The sequence below is a fragment of the Pseudideonella sakaiensis genome (genome assembly GCF_048320135.1).
Taxonomy (GTDB): domain Bacteria; phylum Pseudomonadota; class Gammaproteobacteria; order Burkholderiales; family Burkholderiaceae_C; genus Ideonella_A; species Ideonella_A sakaiensis_A.
In genome coordinates this window covers 580618-605126 of sequence record NZ_CP182947.1, presented here as the reverse complement: position 1 = coordinate 605126, position 24509 = coordinate 580618, and the positions used below count along the sequence as shown (strand labels likewise).

The window sequence follows — 24509 nt, the reverse complement described above, 5'->3', positions numbered from 1 at the left end:
CAGGAAACCACGATGTCCCTGATTCGACAGATCCGTCTGCTGTTGCTGTTGACGCTGGTGCTGGCCTTCCTTGGCAGCATGGGCCTGACGATCCAGTCGGCGCGGACGACGCTTTCAACCCAGCTGCAGCTGAAGAACAACGACAACGCGATCCTGCTGGCGCAGGTGCTCGGCCAGCAGCAGGGCGACCTCGAACTGATGGAACTGGTGATTACCGCGCAGTTCGATACCGGGTTTTATCGCTCGATCCGTTTCATTGCGCTGGATGGCCAGCCTTCGATTGCGCGTATTGCCGAGCAAAAGCCGCTGGTTGCGCCGGGCTGGTTTGTGCGCTGGCTGCCGATCGATGCCGCCCCGGGGCTGGCTCAAGTGTCCGATGGCTGGCGGGCGCTCGGCGCGGTCGAGGTGACCAGCCAGACCGCCTATGCCTACGATGACCTGTGGCGGGCAAGCGTCGGCTCGGTGGCGGTGCTCGGTCTGCTCGGCCTGCTGGTGGCGATCTTGTCGCGCCATGTCGTGCGCCGGATCCGCAAGCCGCTGGACCGCACCGTCGAGCAGGCGCAGGCGCTGGTCGACGGTCGTTTCATCACGATACCGGAGCCGCATGTGCCGGAGTTGAAGCGGCTGGCACAGGCCATGAACACGATGGTGATGCGCCTCAAATCGATGTTCGAGGCGCAGGCCAAGCAGCTCGAGGCCTTGCGCGAACAGGCCTACATCGATCCGGTCAGCCGCGTCGCGAATCGCCAGCATTTCATTGGCCAGCTCAATGCGGCCCGACAGAGCGACTATGCCGATCCGGAAGGCGGCCTGGTGTTGCTGCGCCTGCTCGAACTGGCCGAGCTGAACCGCCAACTCGGCCGCAGCAGCACCGACCAGCTGATCGCGGCGGTGTCGGACGGGTTGCAGACCTGGTCCGATCGCGTCAAGGGTTGCCATGTCGGCCGGCTGAACGGCTCCGATTTCGCGCTGTATCTGCCGGTCGGCGGCCAGGCATTCGAAACCGCACAGGCGATTGCCGACTCGATGCGCAAGATCCTGCCGATCTTCGGCGAGCAGGTCAGTGTCGCGATCGGCGCCGTCGAGATCCTGCCCGACCATGGATTGCGGCAGGTTCTTGCAGCGGCCGACAGCGCGCTGGCTGGCGCCGAGTGCAGGGGAGGGTTTGCGGTCGAACTTGCCGACAACGGTGCCGCCAAACCGGGTGCCGCGGCCCTGCGTGGCGAAGGCGCGTGGCGCGAGAACCTGCTGGCCGCACTGACCGGCGCGCGAGCGCGACTGGTGCGGTTTCCGGTCATCGATGCCGAGCAACAGCTGATCCATCTGGAATGCCCGCTGCGCCTGCAGCTCGAAATCGACGGCGATTACGAACCGGCCGCCGCCTGGTTGCCGCTGGCGCTGCGCAGCCGGCTGACTGCCGGCATCGACGAGCTGGCGGTTCGACTCGCGCTCGATGAAATCTCGACCCGCGGCCAGCCCTTGTGCGTCAACCTGTCGCCGGCCTCGCTGCAGGACAGTGGCTTTGCCGCACGGCTGCGTGGCCTGCTGACGCAACGCCCTGCGCAGGCGCGCCTGCTGTCGCTGGAAGTCAACGAAACCGCTGCCGTCGAGCAGTTCGAACTGGTTCAGGAATTGTCGGCGCAGCTGCGACCGCTCGGCATCCGGCTCGGCCTTGAACACGCCGGCCAGCGGCTCGCGCGGATCGAGCGGCTGTTCGAGGCTGGCCTCGACTATGTCAAGCTCGATGCCGCGGTGATCCATGGCATCGACAGCGACAACGCACGCGCCGGCTTCCTGCGCAGCCTGGTGCTGATGCTGCACGGCCTGTCGATCCAGGTGATCGCCGAAGGCGTCGGCACGAAGGCGGAGGCGGCGGCTGCGTGGCAGGCTGGCGTCGACGGACAGACCGGTGCCTGGGCGAGCGCGTTGCGCGCCGACCTGGTCGGCTGAGTCTCGCGCGCAGGGCGGCTGATCGCCGGCAGCCCACGTTGGTCGCCAAAAAAAGGGAGCCTCGCGGCTCCCTTTTTGCGCTGGCCCGCTCCGAACCGGAGCGGCCCTCGATGGCTTGATCAGTCGGTCAGCAGCTTGCCGTTCTGCAGCAACGCGTTGATGATCTCTGCGTCGGAAGCATTCGCGCCGAGGTTCAGCGCAACGTCCAGCTTGACGCCGGTCAGCGTGATCGTCTGATTGACCTGACGGCCATTGGTGCTCGAATCGCCCGGAGCGAAATTGTCCGATGTCGACGTGAAGCCGCCCGAGTTGCTGATCCGGATGACGGTGTCCGCACCGCTCGTATCGAAATCGAGGTAGCGTTCCAGGCTTCCCGCGACATTTCCGGTCAGGGCCTTGTTCTCGCCCTGCAACAAATCACGCAGGTCGATCACGTCGCCACCTTGCGCGACCGGAGCCACATCGAAATCGACGATCGTGTCGATCGCGAAACCGGAACTGTTGCTTCCGGTACCACGCGCCACCCCTTGATCGCCGAAGCGCCAGGCAAAGACGTCCGATCCGGCGCCGCCGGTCAGCGTGTCGTTGCCGGCACCGCCGTACAGCGTGTCATTGCCGTTGCCGCCGTTCAGCGTGTCGTTGCCAGCGCCGCCGTAGAGATCGTCGTTGCCATCGAGCCCGTTCAACGTGTCGTTGCCGCCATTGCCGACGATGATGTCGTTGGTGGCGCGGCCGTTCAGGACGTCGTTGCCTTCGGTACCTCGGATGAACGGATTCGGCACCGTCACCGTCAGGCTCGACCCCACGGTATCGCCGTCCAGGTCGGAGATCTGGAAGCCGAACACCTCCTGCAGTCCGTTCGGCGGCAGCGACGAACTCGGCGCCACCGTATAGGTGAACGCACCATCGTCCATGTCGACCGCGATCTTGCTGTTTTGCAGCGTCGTCACCGTCAACTGGTTGTCGGTGGTATCGAAGACCCCCCGGTTCGTACCGCCGGTGACGGTGATGGAACCGCCATTCGCCGGGTTGTAGGTATAGGTCACACCGTCGACCGTCAACGACTTGACGAATGCCGGGCCGTCGGCACCGGGGCCGGCGGTCACGCTGCCGGTCATCAGGTTGCCGTCGACTCGTGGCCGGATCGAATCTGCGAGCGCCTGGTCGAGGTCGGCAAAGCTCTGTACCACGATGCCGTCCTTTTCCTCGTTGGCACGGCCGTCGTAGGCGATCGGATTAAGCGTCGGCGTGTCGCCGGGTTGCAGCGCGCCGCCGAAGCCGAGTGCAAACGAATCAACCTTGTTGGCGACCAGGAAGGCTTTCCATGCGGCTTCCTCCTGAGCCTGGATACCGAGGTCCGGATTGGTCTGCCCCGACTGGCCGGTACCGACCAGCGGCGGGTCGTCGCCCGGTTGGGTCCCCGGGGGCACCAGCGTATCGACGGTGCCCGCGGCATAGGTCGGCAGGCCGTCGGACATGAAATAGGCGACGTTCTGTGAGCTCGGCGTGGCGAGTTTGCCGGCCGATCCGAACAGGTTGATCGCGTCGGCCAGTGCCTCGTCGTAGTTGGTGCCGCCGCCGGCGTTCAACGTCGCCAGCAAGGCCCGCGCCGCGCCGACCGTCAGCCACGTCGTGCCGAGTTCATTGGCATGGGTACCGAAGGTGACCAGCCGGACCCGGACATCGCCGAGTTCGTCATAGCGGTCGATCAACCTGCTGATCGACTGGATCGCTGCCTGGAGGCGCGTCGGATTGCCGGGCAGGCCGGTATCCTGCGTGCCCATCGATCCCGACACGTCGAGTACGAACATCACGTTCGTATCGACACCGGTCACCGGCGCCACCAGGGTCAGCGGCGTGGCAACCCCCGGCGTGTCGTCGGCAATCGCGACCGACAGCGTTGCCGGCGGCGAGACCAGACCGCCCGGATCGGTGGCCGTCAGCTGGAAGGTGTAGGCCAGCGAATCGGTCGGGTTGCCACTGACCAGATGGTCGAGTGGCTTGAACAGCGTGAACGTATACGTATTCGCGGTCGCGTCGAGCTTCAGCGTCGCAACCGTTTCGGTGCCGGCTCGGCCGGTCAGCGTCTGGCCGTCGGCAGAACGGGTCCAGACCACCGCCGTGCCGCCCGACGTGAAGTTCTGCGTCGGCAGCGCGGCCTGCAGCGTGAACGGTCCGCCTTCCGGATCGGTGATCGTCAGGTTGCCGGTGAAGGTCGATACCGGCGTCGTGCCCGGCACCGGAATGCCACCCGGCAGTGCCTCTTCGGAAACCGCAGCAACTCCTTGCACCGCCAGATTCGGCGGTGTGTCGTTGTCGAGGATGTTGCCAGTCGCGCTCTTCGATCCCGATGCGTCACCGACGGTCAGCAACAGCGTCTCGGTCGGCTCGGTCAGCGTGTCGTCGACCGTTGGCACGGTCACCGTGAAGGTCTGCACGCCAGGGGGCACGACCAGCTTGCCGGCTGCGATCGTGACCCCATTGCTGAAGCTGGCGTTGGTCAGGTTCGGGTTGTAGTCGGCATTCGGCGTTGCGGTGCTGCCGCCGCCGCCCAGCGCCACGTCATAACGCGCCGTACCCTTTGTCGCTTCGCTGAGGGTGACGGTGTAGACGAGGTTGTTGCCTTCGACGACCGAATTCGGATTCGGATCGAAGCCGATGTTGGTGACGCTCGGTTGGTCGTTGTCGAGGATGTTGCCGGTGGCGGTCTTCGAACCCTTGGCGTCACCGACGGTCAGCGGCAGCGTCTCGGTGAACTCGACCGCGGTGTCGTCGATCGTCGGCACCGTGACAGTGAAGCTGGTCACGCCGGCCGGCACGATCAGCTTGCCGGTCGCCGGGTCGCGGGTGACGCCGTTGCTGAAGCTGGTGTTGCCGAGCGTCGGGTTGTAGTCGTCGCCCGGGGTCGCGGTACCGCCGCCCAACGTGATGTCGTAGCTCGCGACCGCCTTCGTCGCCTCGGTCAGCGTGACCTTGTAGACGAGGTTGTTGCCTTCGACCACTGTATTCGGGTTCGGGTCGAAGGTGATGCTGTCGACGCCCGGCTGGTCGTTGTCGAGGATGGTGCCGACCGCGGTCTTCGAGCCCTTCGCGTCACCGACGGTCAGGCTGACGGTTTCCGGGTTCTCGACGATGGTGTCGTCGTTGGTCTTGACGGTGGCGGTGAAGCTGGTGACGCCAGCCGGCACGACGAGTTGGCCGGTGATCGGATCAACCGTCACGCCATTGCTGTAGGTGGTCGCGTTCGACACATAGTCGGCGCCCGCCGTTGCGGAATCGCCTGCTGCGCCGAGCCCGACGGTATATCGCGCGGTCGCCTTTGTCGCCTCGGTCAGGGTGACCGTATAGACGAGGTTGCCGCCCTCGACGACCTGGTTCGGATTCGGATCGAAGCTGATGCTGTCGACGCCCGGCTGGTCGTTGTCGAGGATGCTGCCGGTGGCAGTCTTCGAACCCTTGGCATCACCGACGGTCAGCGGCAGCGTCTCGGTGAACTCGACCGCGGTGTCGTCGATCGTCGGCACCGTGACGGTGAAGCTGGTCACGCCGGCCGGCACGATCAGCTTGCCGGTCGCCGGGTCGCGGGTGACGCCGTTGCTGAAGCTGGTGTTGCCGAGCGTCGGGTTGTAGTCGTCGCCCGGGGTCGCGGTACCGCCGCCCAACGTGATGTCGTAGCTCGCGACCGCCTTCGTCGCCTCGGTCAGCGTGACCGTGTAGACGAGGTTGTTGCCCTCGACGACCTCGTTCGGGTTCGGATCGAATGTGATGCTGTCGACGCCCGGCTGGTCGTTGTCCAGGATGGTGCCGACGGCGGTCTTCGAGCCCTTCGCGTCACCGACGGTCAGGCTGACGGTTTCCGGGTTCTCGACAGTGGTGTCGTCGTTGGTCTTGACGGTTGCGGTGAAGCTGGTAACGCCGGCCGGCACGACGAGTTCGCCGGTGGTCGGATCAACCGTCACGCCATTGCTGTAGGTGGTCGCATTCGACACATAGTCGGCACCGGCCGTTGCGGTGTCGCTTGCAGCGCCGAGCGCGACGGTATAACGCGCCGTGGCCTTCGTCGCCTCGGTCAGCGTGACCGTATAGACGAGGTTGCCGCCCTCGACGACCTGGTTCGGGTTCGGATCGAAGCTGATGCTGTCGACGCCCGGCTGGTCGTTGTCGAGGATGGTTGCGGTCGCCGTCTTCGAACCCTTGGCATCACCGACCGTCAGGCTCAGCGATTCCGGATCCTCGACGATGGTGTCGTCATTGGTCTTCACCGTTGCGGTGAAGCTGGTGACGCCCACCGGCACGACCAGCTTGCCGGTCGTCGGGTCAACGGTCACGCCGTTGCTGTAGGTGATCGAGCCGGGCACATAGTCGGCACCCGCGGTTGCGGTATCGGTCGCATTGCCCAGGGCAACGTCGTATTGGGAGACGGTCTTGGTCGCCTCGGTCAGCGTGATCGTGTAGACGACGTCACCGCCCTCGATGACCGAATTCGGATTCGGGTCGAAGTCGATGCCTTTCACGCCAGGCTGGTCGTTGTCGAGAATGCTGCCGTTGCCGGTCTTCGAGACGGTTCCGTCACCAATCGTCAGCGGCAGCGACTCGGTCGACTCGACCTCGGCGTCGTCGACCGTCGCCACGGTGACCTTGAAGCTCGTGACGCCGGCCGGCACGACGATGACGCCGGTCGCCGGGTTGATCGTCACGCCATTGCTGAAGGTCGCGTTCGGGTTGTAGTCGGCGCCGCTGGTCGCGGTGCCGCCACCGAGATTGAAGTTGTAGAACGATGCGACTTCGGTCGGACCGGTCAGCGTGACGTCGTAGACGAGCGCATTGCCCTCGACGACGCTCGGGCTGGTGATCGCCGCGACGTCGGGCGACGGCTTGATGTCGATCGTTACCGTGGCGGTATCGCTGCCGCCGCGTCCGTCGTTGATCGTGTAGCCGAACGAGGTCAGGCCGTTGAAATGCGAATTCGGCGTGAACGACAGCGAGCCATCGGTCTTCATCACGATCTTGCCGTCGGCCACCGTGATCGGTGGCGTCGCGGGAGTGATCGGCTGGCCGTTGATGTGGGTGATCGTCAGCGGGTCGAAGTCCGGATCGGTGTCGTTTGCGCGTGGGTCGAAGGTCAGCACGGTGTCTTCGTTGCCGCGCAGCGGATCGTCGTTGGCGTCCGGCGGATCGTTGACATCGTCGACGACGATGCGCACGGTGCCGACATCGGTCGCGGTGCCGTCGCTGACGGTGTAGTCGAACTTGACCGGGCCGTTGAACAGCGGCACTGGCGAGAAGGTCAGCGTACCGTCCGCGTTCAGCGTCACGGTGCCGATCTTGTTCGGCGTCGGCGATGTGTCGAACAGATCGACGCCGGTCGTTGCATTGATCGGCTGGCCATTCACCTGCGTGACGGTCAGCGGATCGTTGTCTGCATCGGTATCGTTGGCCAGCACAGCGACCGTCACCGGCACGCCTTCGCGCGTGTTGCCGGTATCGTCGACCGCGACCGGGCCGTCGTTGACGCCGGTGACGGTGATCGTCAGCGTCGTCGTCGCGTTCAGGCTGCCGTCGGTGACGGTGTACGAGAACTGATCGGTGCGGCTGTCGCCGTCGTCGAGCGCCTGAGCGGCGTCACTCGGTTTGTACTGGTAGCTGCCATCGGCATTCAGCGTCAGCGTGCCCCACAGACCAACAACCGCCTTGCCGACATTGGCCGCCAGGCCATTGACCGCGCCGACCGTCAGCGAGTCACCGTCGACGTCGGTGTCGCGTGCCGCCGGCGTCAGACCCTGGATCACGCCTTGGCTGGCAGGCCGCACCAGGTCCGTGTCCTCGTTGGTGGTATCGGTATCCGGATTGGCGGCCGGCGGATCGTTGACGCCACCGACCGTGACGTTGACGGTTGCGGTATCGGTGCCGCCCTGGCCGTCGGAAATGCCGTAGGTGAAGCTGCCGGTCACCGGGCCTTGCACGGCAGGGTCCGGCGTGAAGACGAGTTTGGGCTTGCCGCCGTCACTCGGATCGTTGATCAGCGTGACGCTGCCATTCGGCACGGTCACCGGCTGACCGAGCGTGATCGGCGTACCGTTGACGGTGGTGATGGTCAGCGTATCGCCGTCGACGTCGGTGTCGTTGCCGAGCACGTTGATCGTGATCGGTGTCCTCTCCGGCGTATTGACGGTGTCGTTGACCGCATCCGGCGGATCGTTGACCGGTGTCACGGTGACCGCGACTTCGGCGGTGACCGGTGTAAGCCCGTCGCTGATGGTGTAGTTGAAGTTGGCCGGACCGTTGTAGTCCTTGGCCGGGGTGAACAGCAGCTGTTCCTTGCCGGCCTCGATCACCAGTGTGACCGTGCCTTGCGTTGTGCCGTTCGGCCCGACGACAAAGACGCCGGGGCCACCGACGGTGACCGGCGTGCCATTGACTGCCTGGATGGTCAGCACGTCGCCGTCGGCATCGCTGTCGTTGGCCAGCACATCGATCAGCACCGGCGTATCTTCCGGCGTGATCGCGACGTCGTCACCTGCAGCCGGCGTATCGCTGACCGGCGTGACATTGATCGTCAGCGTATTCGGCGTCGGATCGAAAGCGCCGCCGGAATCCTGCACCGAGAAGGTGAAGCTGGCATACGGCGAGCCGTTTTCATCCTTGACGGGGACGAATTTGAGCGAGCCCGCGGCGATCTTGTCGACCGTGATCAGCGCGCCGGCAACAACGGCCACGCCGTCCAGCTGCAGACTGCCCTTGGCAGGCAGCGTATCGATGCGAACCGCGGCGAAGGTGTCGCCGACGTCCGGATCGCTGAATCCGAAATTGGCAACGGTGACGGTATACGGCACGTCTTCCGGCGTGGACTCTTCGGCATCCGTGCCGGCCGGCGGATCGTTGACCGGAATGCCCTGCAGCGTGACCTCGGCGGTGTCGGATCCGCCGCGGCCGTCGCTGATCGTGTAGTTGAACTTCTGCGAGCCGTTGAAATTCTCGTTCGGTGACCAGCTCAGCTGGGTCGTCCCCGGGGTGTTGCCCTCGACCATACGGATCGTGCCGTTGGCGAGCTGGATCGGCGGGCTGCCGAGCGAGATCGGTGTGCCGTTGACGGCAGTGATCGTCAACTGGTCACCGTCGACGTCGATGTCATTGGCGCGCGGATCGAAGGCGGTGACGGTGTCCTCGGTGAAGCGGATCACGTCGTCGCGGGCGTCAGGCGGATCGTTGACGTCGTCGACGACGATGCGCACGGTGCCGACATCGGTCGCGGTGCCGTCGCTGACCGTGTAGTCGAACTTGACCGGGCCGTTGAACAGCCTGACTGGCGTGAAGGTCAGCGTGCCGTCCGAGTTGATCGTCACGGTGCCGATCTTGTTCGGCGTCGGCGCGGTGTCGAACAGGTCGACTGGTGTCGTCGCGTTGATCGGCTTGCCGTTGACCTGGGTGACGGTCAGTGCGTCACCGTCGACGTCGATGTCGTTTGCGAGCACCGGCACGATGACCGGCGTGTTTTCCGGCGTCACCGCCGAGTCATCGACTGCCACCGGGCCGTCGTTGACGCCGGTGACGGTGATCGTCAGCGTCGTCGTCGTCGACAGCGTGCCGTCGGTGATGGTGTACGAGAACTGGTCGATCTCGCTCTCGCCGTCGTCGAGACCGTTCGCGGCGTCGTTCGGCTGGAAGCGGTAGCTGCCGTCGGCATTCAGCGTCAGCGTGCCCCAGGTGCCGGCGACAGCCTTGCCGACACTGGCGGCAAATCCGTTGACCGCGCTGACCGCGATCGTGTCACCGTCCGGGTCGAAGTCGCGGGCGGCCGGCGAACGGCCCTGGATCACGCCTTCGGCAGCCGGCCGAACCAGCGTCGAATCCTCGTTGATGGTGTCGGTATCGGGGTTGGCGATCGGCGCCTCGTTGACGCCGCCGACCGTGACCCGCACGGTTGCGGTATCGCTGCCGCCCTGGCCATCGCTGATGCCATAGGTGAAGGTGCCGGTCGCCGGACCCTGCACGCCGGCATCCGGCGTGAAGACGAGCTTCGGCTTGCCGTTGTCATTGGCGTCGTTGATCAGCGTGATCGTGCCGTTCGGAACGCTCACCGTCTGTCCGACCGTGATCGGCGTGCCATTGATGCTGGTGATCGTCAGCGGGTCACCGTCGATGTCGGAGTCGTTGCTGAGCACGTTGATCGTGATCGGCGTGCGCTCCGGCGTATTGACCGAATCGTCGACGGCGTCCGGCGCATCGTTGACCGGCGTCACGGTCACCTTCACCTGCGCGTTCACAGGGGTCAGGCCGTCGGTCACCGTGTAGTTGAAATCGGCCGGGCCGTGGTAGTTCGGCGCCGGCGTGAACAGCAGTTGCTGCTTGCCGTTCTCGACCACCAGCGTGATGCTGCCGCGTGCCACGTTGCCTGGGCCGGCGATGAAGACCGGCGCGCCGCCAACCGTGACCGGGGTGCCGTTGACCGCAGAGATCGTCAGCACGTCGCCGACGTCGGCGTCGGTGTCGTTGGCCAGCACGTCGATCAGCACCGGCGTGTCTTCCGGCGTCCGCGCGTTGTCGTCGCCGGCAGCCGGCGAATCGCTGACCGGTGTGACATTCAGCGTCAGCGTATTCGGCGTCGGGTCGAACAGGCCGGTCGAATCCTGCACCGAGAACGTGAAGCTCGCATACGGCGAACCGTTTTCATCGGGCGCCGGGACAAATTTCAACGCACCGCCGCGGATCTGATCGACAGTGATCAATGCGCCAGCGGCAATCGGTGAGCCATTCAGTTGCAAGCTGCCCTTGGCCGGCAGCGTGTCGATGCGGACCGCAGCAAAGCTGTCCTCCGGATTCGGGTCGCTGAAGCCGAAATTCGCGACGGTCACGGTATAGGCAATGTCTTCAGGCGTCGTCTCGACACTGTCGCGGCCGGACGGCGGCAGTGCCGGGTCGGGCGTCACGGTGATGAAGACGGTCGAGATGTCGGTCCCGCCGTTGCCGTCGTCGACGATGACCTGGAACTGGTCTTCGCCGCTGAAATCGAGGCCCGGGATGTATGTCCAGCTGCCGTCCGGATTGACGACGACCGAGCCATTGCTCGGTGGCGTGCTGCGGGTGTAGGTCAGGCTGTCGCCGTCGATGTCGGTCGCCTTGACGACGCCGCTGACCGGCGTATCTTCCATCGTCGTGACCCGGTAGTTGCCGGTGAACGGGTCATTCGGGTTGGTGCTCGGGATGACGTTCGGGTTCGGGTCGACCACCGGCACGCCGTCCGGGCCTTCCGGCACGGTGCCGGCCACCGGCGCATCGTTGACCGGCGTCACGGTGATCGTCACCGGCGCGGTGTCGGACCGGGTATTCGAGTTGTCGGTGACGAAGAATTCGATGTTGCCCGGGTTGCCGAAGAAGTTCGGCGCCGGTTGGAAGACCAGATTGGCTGCCTCTTCGGGCGTCAGCACGGTGTTGGCGGCGATCGGCGTGCCGTCGGCCTTGATCAGCAGGCCACCGGTCGGCACCTTGATCACAGTGACGCTGACGATGAAGCCGTCGGGATCGCGGCCGGTCAGCGCAACCGGCAGCAGCGAATCCTCGGGCACCGTCAGCGCCCCCGGAATGGCGACCGGATCGTTGGCATTGACCGGAATCTGTGTCTGCGCGATGCGGTCACGGTCGAAGAAGACCGTTTGCGTGAAGTCGGCGCTGGTCGTCGTCTCGGTGATGCGATCGACCCGCAGTCCCGGCTGCAGCGAGCCCGCACCGCCGGCTGCCGGCTCGTCATCGTCTTCCGGCGGCCGCTGCGCGACGGTGACGATGTCCGGGTTCAACTGCACGATGCCGTCCTGCGAGGTCAGGATCACGTCGCCCTTGACGACGATGTCGCCGATCTGCAGCGGACGCATCTTGCCGTCTGGCCCCTTGATCATCGCCAGCCCCCAGATGCCGGTGACTTTGCCAGAGACGGTTTGAATCATTGTGGGCATTTAGAACTCCTGTCGTTTGGGGACTGGCAAGGCCAGAGTCGAACAAATTGTTTCAGAACGGCGAACCGTATGGGGGGTCTTATCTAATCATTACGCAGCGAATTTCGTGATGCAGTTCGCCAATCATGGCCTATCCGGCGCAATAAGAACAGCGGTTTGATGACGGCCGCCAGCCGATGTGGGCTGGCTGGCCTCCCGGCAGGAAACCGGTCCATCGGCTTCGGCAGCAATCGGCCTGACTTGAGCGAAAGCGCGACGAGAGACTTGCCAGCCGTGACACAGGTCACGGAATCGGCGCAAAGCGGGGGTCAGCGCTCGGTCAACGCGTAGGCCTTGGCCTTCAGCACCGGCTTCAGCAGATACGACAACACCGTCTTGTTGCCGGTCAGGATGTCGACCTCGGCGGTCATGCCGGGAATGATCGGCATCTTCGCGTTGAAGTTGGGTTTGCTGGTTTTCACCCGCACCAGGTAGAACGCATTGCCGCGTTCATCGACGGTGGTGTCCGGGCTGATGTTGTCGACCGTCGCATCGAGACCGCCGTAGATCGAGAAATCGTAGGCGGTGAACTTGACGGTGGCATGCTGGCCCGGGTGGATGAAGGCGATGTCCTTCGGCTGCACCTTCGCCTCGAGCACCAGCTGGTCGTCGAGCGGAACGATCTCGACGATGTCCTTGCCCGGCGTCACGACGCCGCCGACGGTATTGGCGAGCAGCCGCTGCACCCGGCCGCGCACCGGGCTCTTCACCTGCGATTTGTCGACCCGGTCGAGCAGCGCCACCTGGCCCTCGCTCAGCGCATTGAGCTTGCCCATCACGTCGGCCATGTCGCGCCGCGCCTCGTTGCGGAAGGCCAGTTCGGTTTCCTGCACCTTGCGCTCGGCCTCGCGGATCGACGCCTGTACGCGCGAGATCTGCGCATTCGCCTGTTCGACCTCGCCGCGGCTGCGCGACACTTCTCGGTCCAGCCGCAGGATGTCCATTTCCGACACCGCGCCGCTGGACAGCAGCGGCTTGGTCTTGTTCAGTTCCTGGCGGTTCATCGCCAGCGAACGTTCGGCCGACTGCCTGCGGGCCGTCACCTCGCTCAGTTCCTGGCGGCGCTGCAGCACCTGCTGGCGGTTGATCGCAACCATCGTATTGAGCTCGGACAGCTTGTTTTCGTACAGGCTGCGCTCCTCGTCGAGGATGCGATCCTCCTCGCCACCCTTCGATTCGACCTTCGGCGGCTTGAACGACGTGCCTTCGGCCAGCGCGCGCAGGCGAGCCAGGCGGGCGCGCAGCGCAAATCCCTGGGCGGCGCTTTCGCGCACGCCGGAGGTGGCGCGGGTCTCGTCGATCTTCAGCAGCAGCTGGCCTTCCTCGACGACATCGCCCTCGCGGACCAGAATCTCCGAGACGACGCCGCCGTCCAGCGACTGCACGACCTGCAGCTGGCGCGACGGGATCACCCGGCCGTCGCCCTTCGTCACCTCCTGCACATGCGCCAGCGAGGCCCAGACGATCAGCATCACCAGCACGCCGATCGCCGAGCGGACGATCACCTGGGCGCGCTGGGTCTTGCGGCGCGACATCACGACGTCGGCCTCGAGCTCGAACTTGGCGAATTGCGCCGACAGCTCGGCCTCGTCACCGGCACCGCTGCCGAGGATGCGCCGCGTCAGCGGCGACAACAGCTTGCGGATCGGCTCGAGTACCGCCACTCCGGCGCGGTGCATCAGCACCAGCACCCGTGGCCGCGGATCGGGGCCGGACGGTTTGGCAGCTGCCGGACGTTTGACGGTGATCTTCTGTTCCATCATGCAGCCCTCGCGATGCGGCCGCTGGCCAGGGCTTCCATGATGCGCTCACGTGGCCCGTCGGCGACCACCTTGCCGCCGTCGATGACGATCACGCGGTTGACCATCGCCAGCATCGAGGTGCGGTGCGTCACCAGCACCACCGTTTTGTCCTGGGCAAAGGCAGCCATCCGGTTGGTGATCTGCCCTTCGGTCGAGAAGTCCATCGCGCTGGTCGGCTCATCGAGCAGCAGGATCGGAGAATTGTGCAGCAGCGCGCGGGCGATGCCAACGCTTTGCCGCTGTCCGCCGGACAGCGATTCGCCGCGTTCGCCGACCGGCATGTCGAAGCCTTCCGGGTGGCGGTTCACATGCTCGGCGAGGCCGGCGACCTCGGCTGCGGCAACCACCGCTGAATCGTCGGCATACGGCAGCCCGAAGGTGATGTTGTCGCGCAGGCTGCCGTAGAACAGCGTGACGTCCTGCGAGACGCTGGCGACGTTGCGCCGCACGTCGGCCGGGTCGAGCTGGCGCAGGTCGATGCCGTCGAGCAGCACTGCGCCGTCGGTCGGCTGGTACAGGCCCATGATCAGCCGCAGGATCGTCGATTTCCCGGAGCCGACGCGGCCGATCAGCGCCACCCGCTCGCCGGCGGCGATCTTGAAGCTGACGCCTTCGAGCGCCGAATCCTTGCGCTCCGGATAGCTGAAGCGGACATTGCGGAACTCGATATCGCCGCGCAGCATCGGCCGCTGGATGAAGGTCTTGCCTTCCGGGCGCTCGACCTCGTTGTCCATCACCTTGTTCAGTGACTCGAGCGCGGTGCGTGCGCCCTGGTACTGCATCAGCAGGCCGATGATCTGGCTGGCCGGCGCCAGCGAGCGCGACGACAACATGCTGGCAGCAATCAACGCACCCATCGTCAGCTCGCGCTGGCTGATCAGGTAGACGCCGATCACGATCATCACGACCCAGACCGACTGCGTCATCGTGTTCGTGATGTACATCGCCCGCGACGACAACGCACGGATCTTCACGTTGGTCTTTGCGAGGAACAGGTTGGTGCGCTCCCAGCGCGACTGGATCACGCCTTCCGCACCCTGCGACTTGATCGTCTCGATGCCTCCGAGGCTCTCGATCAGTACGCCGTTGCGCGCGGCAGCGGCCTTGTAGGTCGTTTCGGACAGCTCGTGCAGCCGGTGCTGCATCACATAGCCCATGATCATGATCAACGTGAACGCGATCACCGGAGGGATCGCCAGCCACGGCGAGATCCACGCCAGCACCGCGATGAACAGCAGCGCGAACGGCAGATCGATCAGCGTCGTCACGGTGCCCGATGCGATGAAGTCGCGCACCTGCTCGAAGCCGCGCAGATTCGATGCGAACGAACCGATCGACTGCGGCCGGTTCTCGAGCTTCATGCCGAGCACCTTCTCCATCAGCGTCGCCGAGATCTTCACGTCGATCCGCGCGCTGGCCTCGTCGACGAAGTGGCTGCGCAAGATCCGCATGAAGAGGTCGGCGCAGATGATCAGCACGACGCCGATCGACAAGGCCCACAGCGTCTCGACCGCATTGTTCGGCACGACGCGGTCGTAGACGTTCATCGAGAACAGCGGAATCGCCAGCGCAAACACGTTGACCAGCAGCGCCGCCCACAAGACGTCTCGGTAGACGCCGCGCTGCTGCAGCACCGCGCTCCAGAACCAGTGTTCGGACTTGATCTTGCGCACCTCGGGCGTGCGCTTGTCGAAGCGGAAATGAGGCCTGACGAACAGCGTCACGCCGATGTAGCGCTCGGCCAGCTGTTCGAGCGTCATCGTCACCGCGCCCTGGCCGGTCTCGGGCAGCAGCAGCCGGGCGACCTCGCCGTCGTCTTCCCAGCCGAGCAGCACGCAGGCCTGGTTGTTCGCGAGGACCAGGATGGTCGGCAGCGTCGCCGCGTCGATCTGATCGAGCGCGATGCGCTGCAGCTTGGTCGTCATGCCGGCGCGTGCGGCGGCCCGTTCGGCCAGATCGAGTGTCATCCGCGCGCCGCGGCCATTGCCGAGCGGCAGGCCGGCCGACAGCGATGCCCGGGTTGCCGGGCTGCCGTGCAGCCGGCAGATCTCGACCAGGCAATCGAGCAGCGGATCGGGATGGATCAGGTCTTCGCGCAACCGCTGAACTTCGGCAATGACCGGCCCGTTGCCGGCTTGCGGCGGGTTGCCGGCCGCCGCTGGGCGTGCGGCGGCTGGACCCTCCGGTGGCGCCATGCTGATGTTGGCAGTCACCTTTTGCGGCGTGGGTGCAGCGGCAGCCGCAGGAACGAGCGGTGTGGTTGAAGTGGCATTCGACATTGGTGGGAATTCGCTCCTGTCAGGCTATATCGGCACAGTGCAGCGTGAATTGACCTGTCTGGCGGTCTTCGAAAAAAAACTGCAGTGTCGCCCGCACGGTGCGAAATGCCAGTTGCTCCCACGGAATCTCGTGTTCGCGGAACAGTCTTGCCTCGATCGTCTCCGGCCCGGGCGCGAAGTCGGTGTCGAGCAGTCGCGCCCGGTAATACATGTGGACCTGGCTGACGCGGGTCACGTTCAGCAGGGTGTACAGGCCCTGCATCTCGACATGCGCGCCGGCCTCCTCGATGGTTTCGCGCAGCGCGCCTTCGGCCGTCGTCTCGCCTTGCTCCATGAACCCTGCCGGCAGCGTCCACATGCCATGACGCGGCTCGATGTTGCGTTTGCACAGCAGCACCTGTTCGCCCCAGACCGGCAGCGTGCCGACGACGTTCAGCGGATTCTCGTAATGGATCGTGCGACAGGCACTGCACACAGCCCGTTCCCTGTTGTCGTCCGGCGGTACTTCGTAACGCACCTTGTTGCCGCAGCTTCGGCAGTGCCGGATCGATCGGATTTCAAGCATGGCGTCGAGTGTAGCGGTGCAATCGGTGCCGTCCGAGGAGCCGGCACGGCATCGCCCGCGGGTCGGCATGGCATCATTCGGCGCAAGCAGAACAAGCCAACAGGAGAGAGTGATGAGCCATGTGATTCCCGCGCCGCGCGCGGCTGTGATACCGGTGCGCGGCGAAGCCGCCGATGCGTCGTTTCCGGTCAGGCGGGTTTATTGCGTCGGCCGCAACTATGTCGAACATGCGATCGAGATGGGTTTTACCGGCCGCGAGCCGCCGTTCTTCTTCCTGAAGCCGGCCGACAATGTGCTGGTCGTTGCCGAAGGCGAAACCGGCCGGATGCACTATCCGAGCCTGACGAAAAGCCTGCACCATGAGGTCGAACTGGTGATGGCGATCGGCAAGGGCGGGCGCGACATCGCCGCCGCCGATGCAATGGACCATGTCTGGGGATATGGCGTCGGTCTCGACATGACGCGCCGCGACCTGCAGGGCCAGATGAAGAAGGAAGGGCGGCCGTGGGAGATCGGCAAATCCTTCGAGCAGTCGGCGCCGATCGGGCCGCTGGTCAGCGCTGCGAACTGCAGCATCACGCCGGACACGAAGATCGAATTGAAGGTCAACGGCGAAGTGCGCCAGAGCAGCGTGATCGGCAAGCTGATCTGGAGCATGCCGGAGATCATCGAGCATGTGTCGAAGGCCTGGACGCTGGAACCCGGCGACCTGATCTTCACCGGCACGCCGGAAGGGGTTGCGGCGGTTGTAGCCGGTGACCTGCTCGAGGCTTCGGTCGACGGCGTCGGCAGCCTGCGGCTGCAGATCGTCGACTGACCCGAGGCGCGCTGCTGTCAGATCTGCAGCGGCGCCGCGTAGCCGGTCATCTCGAGGTAGCCATGGCCGAGCAGCCGGCCGCGGCCGGCGTCGCGCAAGCGGCTCAGGCCTTCCCAGTAGACGGCGCCGGTGCTGCGCCGGCTGTCGAGTTCCTGGTCGTCGAACAAGGCCTCGAGATGGAAGCGGCCGGCGGGCGTCTCGATCAGCCATTCGACCGGATAGTCGGCCTGGGTGTGCGGGCTGCGCCAGCGCCGCCGGGCGCTGAAGACGACCTCGTCGGCGGCAAAATTGCGACCCGGGTTTCCTGGCTGGCGCCAGCTGCCGCCGGCATACAGCGCGCTGCCGTCGGCGCGGCGCAGCCGGAACGCCGTCAAGACGCTGCCGTCGTCGAGATTGATGCCGATCCAGTCCCAGCCGACCGCATCGGCGGCAAGCAGGCTGTTGCTCCATTCGTGATCCAGCCAGGCCTTGCCCTGCACCGCGAGACGCTTGCCGTCAATCGACAGCCTACCGGCCGCTCGCAGCTGCGGTTGGCTGTAGTAATGGCTGGCCTGCGCCGGCTGCGGGCCCTTGCGCGAATAACCGGCGTCGCCCTGCAACAGCAGCGCTTGAGTCGACTCAAAACTCAGCTCGAAGCCGAAACCGGCGTCCACGCTGTCGATGCGGGCAGCGTAGCGGCTCGCCGCCGGGATGCCCTCGCGGCGCAGCCGCCAGTTGCGCAGCCAGACCTCGGTATCCCCGGTTTTTGCGTCGGCCACCTCGAAGCCGCTGCGCGCCGCTGCCTGGTCATGGCGCAGCCGGCGCTCGGCGACGCTGCTCAATGCACCGTGGGCGAGCACCAGTTGCTGCGCGGCAAACCGGCTCGGATGATCGGGCGCAATGCCGGTGCGGACGCGGAAAAAGGTCAGCTGGAAGCCGAATGCCGGCGTGGGCTGCCCGGACCCGTCGACCGTCAGCGCGCCGGTGATGTACCACCACTCGATGCGGGTATCGGGATGGGCGCCGAAATCGGCGGGAAACACCAGCGGTCGGCGCGAGACGCCGCGTGCGGTTTCGCCGCCAGGCGGGCTCGCTGCCGCGCCGATCGCCAGCGCCGGCCAGCTGCCGGCTGCGGCGATCAGCGGGGTTGAACAAAAACGTCGTCGCAGCATCGAAGCCGAGCATGACACATCATCAGAACTCTACCGTTGCCGATCACCAGAGCCGCATGCTGATCTATGCCAATGCAATGCACCACCTGCACCACGGCCGGCAGGAAATGTTCCGCGGCCGGCTGGTGCCGTGTGTCGAAGTGCCGCAACGTGTCGACCATGTGCTGGCTGAACTGGCGCGCCGGCCGCTCGGCGAGCAACGCCAGGCGCCAGCCGACGGGCTCGACGCCGCGCTGCTCACGGTCCATGCGCCGGACTATCTGCAGTTCCTCGCCACCGCCTGGGACCAGTGGTTGGCGATCGATCCGGCGAACGCCGAATACGACGTATTGCCGTCGGTCTGGCCGGTGCGTGGCATGCGGCGCGACATTGTTCCGGCCAACTTCTCGGCCCGGGTGGGCCTGTACAGCTTCGATGCCGGCACGCCGCTGACCGCCGGCAGCTGGACGGCGGCCCGCGAAGGCGCGGCCTGCGCGCTCGCCGCCGCGCGCGCCGTCTCCGCCGGCGAGGCGGGCAGTGCGCTGGCGTTGTCGCGCCCGCCTGGCCACCATGCCGGCGCCGAGTTCTTCGGCGGCTACTGCTTCCTGAACAACTCGGCGCTGGCGGCGCAGGTGCTGCGCGACAGCGGCTGCGAGCGCGTCAGCGTGCTCGACATCGACTATCACCACGGCAACGGCACGCAATCGATCTTCTACGAGCGCGCCGATGTGCAGACGATTTCGCTGCACGGCGATCCGCGCACCGAATACCCGTTCTACCTCGGTTTTGCCGACGAACGCGGCGCCGGCGCGGGCGTTGGCTTCAACCTGAACCTGCCACTGCCGCGCGGCACCGGTTTTGCCGACTGGCGCGCCGCGCTGGCGACAGCGCTCGATGCGGTGACGGGTTTTGCGCCGCAGGCGCTGGTGATCGCCGTCGGCGTCGACACCTTCGAGGGCGACCCGATCTCGGGTTTTCGCCTGCGCAGCGCCGACTACCTGGATATCGGCCGCGACATCCGCCGCGCGGTCGGCTCATTGCCGCTGGTCTGGGTCTTCGAAGGCGGATATGCGGTCGACGAGATCGGCGTCAACCTGGTCAATATCCTGGAAGGCTTCAGCGACGCAGCGTGAGCGTCAGTCGACCCGTTCAACGCCAGTGACCAGCGCGACGAAGCGGTCGATGCCGATGTTGCCGCCCGACAGCGTGACGCCGACGCGCTGGCCGGCAAAACGCTCGCGGTGCTGCATCAGCGCGGCCAGCGCGCAGGCGCCGGACGGTTCGACGACGAGTTTCATCCGGTCGAACAGGAATCGCATCGCCTCGACAACGACCGGATCGGGCACATCGAGGATGTCGGTGACCAGTTCGCGGATCACCTCGAACGGCTGCGGGCCGGTTGCCTGCGTCTGCTGGCCGTCGCAGATCGTCCGCGGCACCTCGTCCAGCTTGACGATCCGGCCGCTGCGCAGCGACTGCTGCACATCGTTGCCGCGCGCCGGTTCTGCGCCATAAACCTTGATCGCCGGCTGCAAGGCCTTTGCGGCGACCGCGCAGCCCGACAGCAGCCCGCCGCCGCCGGTACAGACGATCAATGCGTCGAGCGGGCCATCCGCTTCGGTCTGCTCGATCAGTTCGAGCGCCGTCGTGCCCTGGCCGGCCATCACCGGCAGGTGGTCGAACGGCGGGATCAACACGCTGCCGCGTTGTTCGCTGAGGCGGGCGGCGATCGCATCGCGGTCTTCGGTATAGCGGTCGTAGAGCACGACCTCGGCGCCATAGCCGCCGGTTGCCGCGAGTTTCAGTGGCGGCGCATCGTGCGGCATCACGATCGTCGCCGCGCAGCGGTGCAGCCGTGCGGCCAGCGCCACCGCCTGCGCATGGTTGCCAGAAGAGAAGGCGACGACGCCGCGGGCGCGCTCGGCATCGCTCAACACATTGACGGCGTTGTAGCCGCCGCGGAATTTGAACGCGCCCATCCGTTGCAGGTTTTCGCATTTCAGCAGCACCTGCATGCCGAGCAACTCGTCGAGCGTGCGCGAGCGAACCACCGGCGTGCGATGGGCAACGCCGGCAAGGCGGGCGGCGGCGGCCCGGACATCATCGAATTGCAGCATGGGCGCTCTTGTACAGCATTTCCTGGCAACTGCCGCCGGCGCTACCAGTCTTCCTTGACCGCCAGCACCATGTCGCGGCCGCCGGCCGCGCGGGCCGACAGCCACGCGGTCAGCGTGCCGGCCACCATCACTGCCAGGCACAGGATCGCCAGCCGGCCGGCCGGCAGCACCAGTTCCATCGTCCAGTGAAAACTCTGCGGGTTGACGACCTTGACCAGGATCACGCTGACCGCGATGCCGAGCAGCAGGCCGAGCACCGCGCCGGCCGCGGTCCAGACCGCCGCCTCGGCGGCGACCAGCGCCAGCACCTGGCGCCGCGTCAGACCGAGGTGGGCGAGCAGGCCGAATTCCTTGCGCCGCGCCAGCACCTGTGCCGAGAAGCTCGCGGCGATGCCGAACAGCCCGATGCCGATCGCGACCGCCTGCAGCCAGTAGGTCACGGCAAAACTGCGGTCGAAGATGCGCAGTGAGGTCGCGCGCAGTTCGCCTGCCGATGCAAAGTCGATCAGTTCAGCCGCGGCGCCGTCGCCGGTCTGGCCGGCCGCCGTGGCGGCCAGCCGGTGGATGGCCTGCTGCAACTCGGCCATCGCCGCGCCGGGCTGCAGCCAGATCGCGAGGTCATTGATGCGCCGGTCACCGGTCAGGCGCTGGTAATCGGCCGCGTCGAGCAGCACCGCGCCGCTTTGCCGCGCATAGTCGCGCCAGACGCCGGCGATGTGCACATCGACGCGCCGGCCATCGGGCAGCGGCAGACTGAACGGGTGGCCGGCGCGCGCGCCGTGCAGCGAGACCATCGGCTCGCTGACATAGGCGGCAATCGCGCCGGCAGGTACCGGCTGCAGCCCGCCGACCAGCGGCAGGCGCCGTGCCGGCTCGGGCACTGGCCGCGCCAGCAGCGCGACCGCCGGCTGCTGCGGATCGATCTGGATCTGCGTCACCCGCTGCGCCTCGAGTCGCTCGATGCCCGGCAGTTGGCCGATTGCCGTGACCAGTTCGGGCGGCAAGAATGAATTGTCGGCGCCACCGCTGCCGGACGTGCGGGCATACAAGTCGGCCGGCAGCACCGTATCGAGCCACTGCGTCACCGAGTCACGAAAACTCGCGACCATCACCGTCAGGGCCACCGCGAGCGCCAGGCTGGCGACGACGCCGGCGACCGCAATCGTCGCGCTGTGGCGCTGATGGCGTGCCCGCTGCACCGCCAGCAGCGCCAGCGGCCGGCGCGGCGGCGCGACGGCGCGCAGCAGCAGGCCGACGCCACTCGGCACCGCGACGATGCCGCCCAGCAGCAGCAGCGCGACCGCCAGATAGGCCGCCAGCGACAGCCCGGCAATCGGCGGCGCAAATGCCAGTGCGCCGCCGATGCCGAGCAGCAGCAGCCCGAGCCAGGGCCGGCCAGCTGTCTGATCGGCGGCGCCGAGCCCCTTCAGCACCTGCGCCGGCGCAATCGACTGCGCGATGCGTGCCGGCAGCAGGCCACCGACCACCGCTGCGGCAATGCCCAGCAGGCCGTACATCGCGGCGGCGATTGCGCTGAAATGCAGGGTCGGCGTGACGCCGGGGAAATAACCACCGCCGAGGTCGCCGGCGAGCAGCCGCAATGCAAGCGTCGCCAGCGCGGTGCCAAGCGCCAGCCCGAGCAGGCTGCCGAGCAGGCCGAGCAGAACCGATTCGGCGACGATCAGCCGCAGCCGCTCGTTGGCACCCAGCCCGAGCACGCCGAGCAGCGCCAGCTGCGGCAGCCGCCGCGCGACCGACAGCGACAGGATCGAAAATACCAGGAAGGCGCCGGTGAACAAGGCGACCAGCGCCAGCACCGTCAGATTGACGCGGTAGGCACGCGAGACATTCGAGACGCGTTGCGCCGATTCGTCCGGCAGCGCCGCCCGGACGCCGCTCGGCAACGCCAGGTCACGCAGCAGCGTCTCGCGGTCGGCGCCCGGCACCAGCCGCACGTCGATGCGCGACAGCCGGCCGAGCCAGCCGAAATGCGCCTGGGCCCCGGCGATGTCGAGCACCGCCAGCGGCGGCCCGCCGGCTGCAACCCGGCCGACGATCGGCAACGTGAGCACTGCTATCCCCGACTGCATCCCGATCTGCTGCGGCAGATCGCTGCCCGCACTGGCCAGGCGTTGCCGGGCGGCGCCGTTCAGATAAACGACATCGGGATCGAGCAGCTCGGCCGCGCCATTTCCGCTGCCGTTGCCGCGATCGGTGCGGCTGCGCTGCGGCAGCAGATCCGGCGACAGCCGCGCCGCCGCCAGCGGGTCGATGCCGATCACGCGCAGCGAAAAGCGCTCGCCGCGGCTGTCCCACGCCTGCGTTTCCAGTTCGATTACCGGGCTCGCCGCCGCGACACGGGGGTCGCTGGCCACCCGTGCATAAACGCTTTCGTCGAAGCCGGCGCGCTGCGCCCGCAATTCGAAATCCGGCTGGCCGTTGACGCTGCGCACCGCGGCGCTGAATTCGCCAAGCGCCGAATCGTTGATCAGGTGCACCGAAAACGCCAGTGCAACACCGAGCACGACCGCGAGCAGCGCGGTCAGGTGCCGCCAAGGCTGATGCCGCAGTTCGGGCCACGACAGCTGCGCGAGCTGCCAGCGCAGTTCGATCAGCGGTGCGACGGCGCGCGATGCCGTGACATCGGTCATGGCATTGCCCCGTCGCTGCGCTGCTTCATTTGGTCATCGCCGGACATCGGTCTATATTGAACCGTGCCCGTTTGCCCGCCGGCCCTCGGCGAGCTGCAAAGGAGGAGACCGCGATGCCAAACCATGTCTGTCACGGTGCGATGCTGAAATGCTCGATGGGCATCGGCCCGAGCACGCTGATGGTGTTGCCGGACAAGCAGTGCCTGACGAGTTTCATGCCGGCGGCGAACATCATGGACCACAAGCCGTTCATCAACATCATGCCGTTCCCGCTGTGCAACGCGAAATTGAACCCGACCGTGATTGCGGCGACGGCCGCGGCGCTCGGAACACCGACGCCAGCGGCCTGCGTGCCGAATACACCGGCGCCGTGGGCGGCCGGTTCACCGACGGTGATCCTGAAATTCATGCCGGCATTGAACAAGTCGTCGAAGCTGATGTGTGCTTGGGGCGGCGTGATCGAAATCGCCATCGAAGGTCAGATGACCGAAGCGATTCCCTGAGCGGCGGAACTCGGTTCAGCACCGGCCGGCAAGCCCCGCCGGGCAAGTGATCCCGGTCGGCGTCAACTCGAGGACCCGATCCGCATGCTGCGCGGCACTGCGCGAGTGGGTCACCAAGACGCATGCGGCCTGGTGGCTGCGCACCTGATCGACCAGTACCGCGAGCACCCGTTCGGCGGTGGTCGGATCGAGGTTGCCGGTCGGCTCGTCGGCAAGGATCAGTCGCGGCCGGTGCACCATCGCGCGCGCAATCGCGACGCGCTGCAACTGGCCTCCGGACAGCGTCTGCGGCAGCCGTTTGCCGAATTCACCGAGCCCGACCGCGGCCAGCGCCTCGTCGACCCGGCGGTCGTGCTCGTCGCGCTCGCGCAGCCCGATCAGCATCAGCGGCAGCCCGACGTTCTGCGCCACCGTCAGGTGTGGCAGCACGTGGAAGGCCTGGAAGACGAAACCGAGCCTGGCGCGCCTGAGCCTGGCCAGCGCCGTGTCGTCGAGCTGGTCGATGCGCTGCCCGTCGATCTCGATGCTGCCCGCATCGATCGTGTCGAGCCCGGCGATGCAGTTCAGCAGCGTCGATTTGCCGACCCCTGACTCGCCGAGGATCGCGACAAACTCGCCGGCGCCGACCGTCAGATCGACGCCGCTGAACACCGGCGTCTGCCCGTGGCGCTTCGCCAACTGCCGCACGTCGAGCATCTGGCCGGCCACC

At 66.4% G+C, this 24509-nt stretch carries 12 protein-coding genes; 4 read left to right on the top strand and 8 right to left on the bottom strand.

Features of this window, described 5'->3' with window-relative positions; translation table 11 throughout:
- The first annotated feature begins 12 nt into the window (after positions 1-12).
- A complete protein-coding gene (locus tag ACNH6H_RS02635) occupies positions 13-1950 on the top strand; it encodes an EAL domain-containing protein (protein ID WP_418315393.1) in 1938 nt (645 codons plus the stop codon).
- 119 nt (positions 1951-2069) lie between these two features.
- On the opposite strand, the gene ACNH6H_RS02630 is transcribed toward ACNH6H_RS02635, so the two are convergent.
- The 4 genes from ACNH6H_RS02630 to ACNH6H_RS02615 all read right to left on the bottom strand — a co-directional run bounded on the left by ACNH6H_RS02630 (position 2070) and on the right by ACNH6H_RS02615 (position 16582).
- A complete protein-coding gene (locus ACNH6H_RS02630) occupies positions 2070-11897 on the bottom strand; it encodes an Ig-like domain-containing protein (RefSeq protein WP_418315391.1) in 9828 nt (3275 codons plus the stop codon).
- Positions 11898-12205: 308 nt separating this feature from the next.
- Entirely contained in the window at positions 12206-13696 is a 1491-nt protein-coding gene (locus ACNH6H_RS02625) for an HlyD family type I secretion periplasmic adaptor subunit (protein WP_418315389.1), read from the bottom strand.
- Positions 13696-15933 (bottom strand): type I secretion system permease/ATPase, encoded by a 2238-nt coding sequence (locus ACNH6H_RS02620; RefSeq protein WP_418321197.1) that lies wholly within the window; start codon positions 15931-15933, stop codon positions 13696-13698. The genes ACNH6H_RS02625 and ACNH6H_RS02620 overlap by 1 nt, the downstream gene beginning before the upstream one ends.
- A 103-nt stretch (positions 15934-16036) precedes the next feature.
- Positions 16037-16582 (bottom strand): NUDIX hydrolase, encoded by a 546-nt coding sequence (locus tag ACNH6H_RS02615; RefSeq protein WP_418315387.1) that lies wholly within the window; start codon positions 16580-16582, stop codon positions 16037-16039.
- Positions 16583-16694: 112 nt separating this feature from the next.
- Between ACNH6H_RS02615 and ACNH6H_RS02610 the strand changes: the two genes are divergently transcribed.
- Complete coding sequence (locus tag ACNH6H_RS02610; protein ID WP_418315385.1) at positions 16695-17399, top strand: fumarylacetoacetate hydrolase family protein; 705 nt, start codon at positions 16695-16697, stop codon at positions 17397-17399.
- A gap of 17 nt (positions 17400-17416) precedes the next feature.
- Here ACNH6H_RS02610 and ACNH6H_RS02605 read toward each other — a convergent pair whose 3' ends face one another.
- Positions 17417-18550, bottom strand: coding sequence for a lipocalin-like domain-containing protein (locus ACNH6H_RS02605; RefSeq protein ID WP_418315383.1), 1134 nt, complete (start codon positions 18548-18550; stop codon positions 17417-17419).
- A gap of 56 nt (positions 18551-18606) precedes the next feature.
- Here ACNH6H_RS02605 and ACNH6H_RS02600 point away from each other — a divergent pair, with 56 nt between their 5' ends.
- The gene (locus ACNH6H_RS02600; protein ID WP_418321194.1) at positions 18607-19662 is read left to right on the top strand and encodes a histone deacetylase family protein; all 1056 of its coding nucleotides are present in this window, start codon (positions 18607-18609) and stop codon (positions 19660-19662) included.
- Positions 19663-19665: 3 nt separating this feature from the next.
- Here the strand turns inward: ACNH6H_RS02600 and ACNH6H_RS02595 are convergent, their stop codons facing one another.
- Together ACNH6H_RS02595 and ACNH6H_RS02590 are read right to left on the bottom strand one after the other, a co-directional pair.
- The gene (locus ACNH6H_RS02595; RefSeq protein ID WP_418315381.1) at positions 19666-20646 is read right to left on the bottom strand and encodes a pyridoxal-phosphate dependent enzyme; all 981 of its coding nucleotides are present in this window, start codon (positions 20644-20646) and stop codon (positions 19666-19668) included.
- 41 nt (positions 20647-20687) lie between these two features.
- Positions 20688-23297: an FtsX-like permease family protein gene (locus tag ACNH6H_RS02590; protein WP_418315379.1), complete on the bottom strand. Its 2610-nt coding sequence runs from the start codon at positions 23295-23297 to the stop codon at positions 20688-20690.
- Positions 23298-23410: 113 nt separating this feature from the next.
- Between ACNH6H_RS02590 and ACNH6H_RS02585 the strand changes: the two genes are divergently transcribed.
- Positions 23411-23800: a DUF4280 domain-containing protein gene (locus ACNH6H_RS02585; protein ID WP_418315377.1), complete on the top strand. Its 390-nt coding sequence runs from the start codon at positions 23411-23413 to the stop codon at positions 23798-23800.
- Between the two features lie 15 nt (positions 23801-23815).
- On the opposite strand, the gene ACNH6H_RS02580 is transcribed toward ACNH6H_RS02585, so the two are convergent.
- On the bottom strand, positions 23816-24496 hold the full coding sequence (locus ACNH6H_RS02580) for an ABC transporter ATP-binding protein (protein ID WP_418321192.1): 681 nt from the start codon (positions 24494-24496) through the stop codon (positions 23816-23818).
- Positions 24497-24509 lie beyond the last annotated feature (13 nt).